We start from the raw sequence: 4,101 nt of genomic DNA, 5'->3' as shown, positions 1-4,101 counted from the left end.
GCGGCCGTCGCGGTCAATGTGCCCATAAGTGTCGTTGGTGGTGGTGCTGGTGACGCGCGCCGGTAAGGTGCCGGCCATCACCGGACGCGGCGCGGGCTCCGGACGGTAGCCGTAGCGGCCTTCCGCCGGGATGCCCTGAAACACGGTTTCCATGCTGCTGTCGCGCGCCGCGCGGCAGACAATCGAGGTGATGACCACGCCGCTCCGGAACACCTCCGCCGCGTTGCTGCCGCTGGCGCGCACCACCACGCCGGGCATCAGCGAGGCGCAGCTGGACTTGGCGCTGAGCCGCGTCTGGCCGTTGAGGTAGCGCTCGTGGCGCAGCCGGGCGTAGAATGCGCCGCTTTCGGTGGCGGGAGTCGCGCTGTACGCCTCGCCCGCCTGCAGGTAGTTATCCGCCCAGTGATAGGCTTCGCCGTAGGTGGTGTCGTCGCCGCCGGTGACGTCGGCCTGCGCGTTCATGTCGGCGGTGGCGTCGCGGTAGTTATAGTCGCGGGTGCTGACGGTTTTCTCCACCACCCGGAAGCGGCTTTCCATCGCCCACACCGACTCCACGCCGCTGTCGTGCAGGCCGGACGGCGGCACGGCGGGCAGCGTCATGACGGTTTCATAGCCCTGCGGGCCGTCGTAAAACTCCACCACGTCGATGTTGAGGCGCGTGTCGGTAGTGAAACGGAACCAGATGCCCACCTCCGCCAGCAGGCGCGAGACGAAGCGCAGGTCGTCTTCGTCAAACTGCATCACCTGCTCGCGCTTCGGATAGTCTCGGCTGAGGCTGAACACGAAATCCTGCCCGCGCATGCCGTGACGGTCGCGCAGGATGGATTCGACAATCTGCGGCACCGATGCATCCTGCCAGATGGCGTTCTGCCGCGCACGCGCCAGCAGCGCCAGGCGCGGCTGCAGCGTGATGGCGTAGCGCGCTTCGTCGGCGGAGACGCCGAGCGTATCAAAGCCGGTCACCACGCCCTGCACCACGCGCAGCGGTTTGGCCTTGCGCAGCAGGTCGGCGAGGCTCTGCGGTGATGGCTGCAGGGTCAGCGAGGCGGTTTTCATCAGCATGGCTTTGCGGCTGATGTGCTTGTCAGTGCTGGTAAAGATAATTTTCCAGCTGAAGGGCGCGCTCAGCGCCTCCGCGCCTTTAAAGCTGAGCACGTCGAGCGGGGATGTATTGTCCGTGACCTTCAGCCGGTGATGGCTGTGGCTAAAAAAGGTAATGCCCGTATCTGTCATGATTAAATCCTTTTATTGGCCATGTGAAGGAAGCTTTAGCCCGGTCAGAACAAAAAGATTTCTTCGCCTTCTTCACTTGTGTACTTCCCAAGACCAGTGCTTAATGTTGCTTTTAATTAAATTAATAACCACATAGCTTATTTCAAATAATCCTTTTAAAAGAAAAGCCAATTAAAGCCACTTTAATAAATCAGTTTAATAAACAAATTAAACTCCTTCAAACCATACGCTTACGACTCCTTTTCGATGCCACCTTTTATTTTAATGCAAGCACTCACTAGACACTTACCCATTAATAACAAAATAATCATATAAAAGGAGTGCAACAAATATAGTTTCATTCGCAACGAACACTACAAAAAAAGATAAAGGTAGAAAAATGTTGTTTTTTTAATTAATCATTGATTGCCAATCGATAGTTACGATAAAAACCACCACCTGAATACATTGATCCAAGAGTATGCCCTGACACAATGACATCATAATTACCTTCTTTACTTGGAGCCCCGTAAATAATAATTTTATGATAATCTTCATTCATTTTCTCTTCTCCTGCAAAAACATACACTGTTGTTTCCGGCTTCCACATCAGACCAGAATCAGAAGGAGTTATGATTACCGACACACTAGTTTTATTGACAGGACCACTTTTTATCTTAATTTGAGCATGATACATATTTTTCAGTGTAGCATTGGGAAGCGCTGTTGCATCAGGTAAAACCACAGGGCTACGCGTCCCACACCCAAAGATCAATAATAATAATAAAAAAGCCATCATCCTCATTTACTTTTATGAATTACCCCTCAAAAATATTAACCCGCACGAATACCTTGAATTACACACATCGCACTAAAGTGAATGATATGATTTAACAAAGACATAAATAATAAAATTAATTTTCGACTCTTAATTTATAAGTTTTTTTGAAAACTTTACCTGCCCCGCCAACTAAACCACCTCTAATTGTAATATAAACATCGCCTACAAATAGAGGTTCCCCTTCAATTGTAAATTTATTATAAATATACTTAGTGTAATATGGTTTTTTTTCGAATTGTAATGTTAATCCAGCGCCGGGTGGATTAATTTCATAAATCAAGTCAACTACTGGGCCGGAACCTCCAGTAATCATAACAGGTACTTTATAACTTTTTTGGACAAAACCATTAGGAAGCTCGTCAGGATGAAAAACAACATTGTTGCTACAACCTGAAACAATAAGAAATAAAAAGACAAGTATTTTAAACATATTTTTTAAGGTATTTTTCTAAATACCATCCCTCCAAAGCAATATCGTAAGAAATCCCCAAGTCTCAATGATTCTCTTAACCAATTATTCTTCACTACCCCCCAAGAAAAAAGCCTTAACTTTACGACTTCGTCTAAAGATGTTTTTCGTGTTACTGCATCACCATTCATCAATGTCAACATTCCATCCCATACAACCCAGTGATCCTTAAAAGGAACATCTGCGCCTTGTTGTAGCATCCCTGCAGATATCAAACACAAAACATTTACTTTGTTATTGAAATGCTCATTCAAATTACAAATATCATTGAGATTGCTATGAGATAAACTTATATTATCGAAAATCTTCTTAGATCCTAAGTCAATCATCCAGCCTTCTATGTCATTCCACAAAGTAATTGCTGACACTTTGTCTTCGATAGATTTATAACTAAGCAACTTATTAGTGGAATCTCTTAGGCTAGCCATTGAGATCCAATCAATTGCTAAAATACGAGGAGTATTCATTCCGCCAAATAAATCTGTAACTTTCAGCGTTTTATCACTGGGTTTAATAACTAACTTACCCATTACTCCTTTACCTTCTGCCCATAAATTCCAAATAAGAGTTTGATAAACATCAAAGCGGTCAATCATTAAACAGTAAAAAAAAGCTGCAGGCCCACAAAGCATCGAATAGTACTGATCAGGGTAATATTCACCTTCTAACCTCATTAGCGATGCATTCTTTCTTGTATCTAGTTGCTCCTTAATCTTATCTTTAGAAAATGGATCTAAAGGATCACCAACTGGGTGTTCTAGAGACACAAAGGCTCTTTCTTTACATGTGATTTTAATGCTATGAATGTAATCCTCACCAATAACACCGGCTTGCTTAGTTTTATGTATTGTTTCAAAATAGCAAACATTCTCTCGTTTATTATTAGAGTAAGCTTTACCTGAAACCATCTCACCTAATGTGAATATTTTTGTTACAGGAGCAGAGATTACTGGATGCAACTCGTTCCCATGCAAACGATATAGCATGATATCCATAAGATAGATAATAGATAAATCATCATCAGTTTCATTGGTTTCGTGTTGTTGCGTTAGATAATTATCTCTCAATGGCTCTTTATCGACTGAGAGTAATTCATACCTTTCTTTTCCATTTTTCATTCGATAAATTGTTAAGTCATAAAATAAATTTGAAACTGGAACGTTAGATTCTATTTTTGTATATATTTTATATTTAGGCATTAGCTAATCCATTATTGACATGTAGTACAATTTCTTGCTGCTGACCCGAAGTAAACAATGCCGTAAACCCCTTATCGTCAGTAATGCCTTGCAATAAGGTTCCATCAGCTAAATATGCATTGTATTTTCTATTGCTTAATGGCATGCCATTATCATCAATGCATAAATAACGTAAATTATGACTTTTATCATCAATAACACCTGATAATGGCATCATGTCGATTTTATGCGCTGCGCTTTTTAGGCGATCATAATGACCAGCTTGGGTTCTAAAATCCCCATTAGTCGCGGATTCAATAGCATTACTGTCTAATGAGATATAACTCCCGCCGCCGTTCAGCGTGATCTTCTTCTTCGCAATGATTTTGATTTCATCTTCG

At 43.6% G+C, this 4,101-nt stretch carries 5 protein-coding genes; all 5 read right to left on the bottom strand.

Features of this window, described 5'->3' with window-relative positions:
• A partial coding sequence (locus HX773_RS19915) for a type VI secretion system Vgr family protein (protein WP_176972970.1) occupies positions 1–1,233 on the bottom strand: 1,233 nt, incomplete at its 3' end.
• 394 nt (positions 1,234–1,627) lie between these two features.
• Entirely contained in the window at positions 1,628–2,008 is a 381-nt protein-coding gene (locus tag HX773_RS19910) for a hypothetical protein (protein ID WP_176972969.1), read from the bottom strand.
• 118 nt (positions 2,009–2,126) lie between these two features.
• Complete coding sequence (locus HX773_RS25995) at positions 2,127–2,483, bottom strand: hypothetical protein (protein ID WP_255433272.1); 357 nt, start codon at positions 2,481–2,483, stop codon at positions 2,127–2,129.
• A 5-nt stretch (positions 2,484–2,488) separates the two neighbouring features.
• Positions 2,489–3,721 carry a hypothetical protein gene (locus HX773_RS19900; RefSeq protein WP_176972968.1) on the bottom strand — a complete coding sequence of 411 codons (1,233 nt, stop codon included), beginning with the start codon at positions 3,719–3,721 and terminating at the stop codon, positions 2,489–2,491.
• The coding region (locus HX773_RS19895) for a DUF2345 domain-containing protein (protein ID WP_176972967.1) at positions 3,714–4,101 on the bottom strand (388 nt) is incomplete at its 5' end. The genes HX773_RS19900 and HX773_RS19895, both read right to left, overlap by 8 nt.

Origin of the sequence: Pantoea sp. B9002, assembly GCF_013385945.1 — a bacterium.
Lineage (GTDB): Bacteria > Pseudomonadota > Gammaproteobacteria > Enterobacterales > Enterobacteriaceae > Pantoea.
The sequence above is the reverse complement of the archived record's forward strand: the minus strand, read 5'-3'. Positions and strand labels throughout refer to the sequence as shown.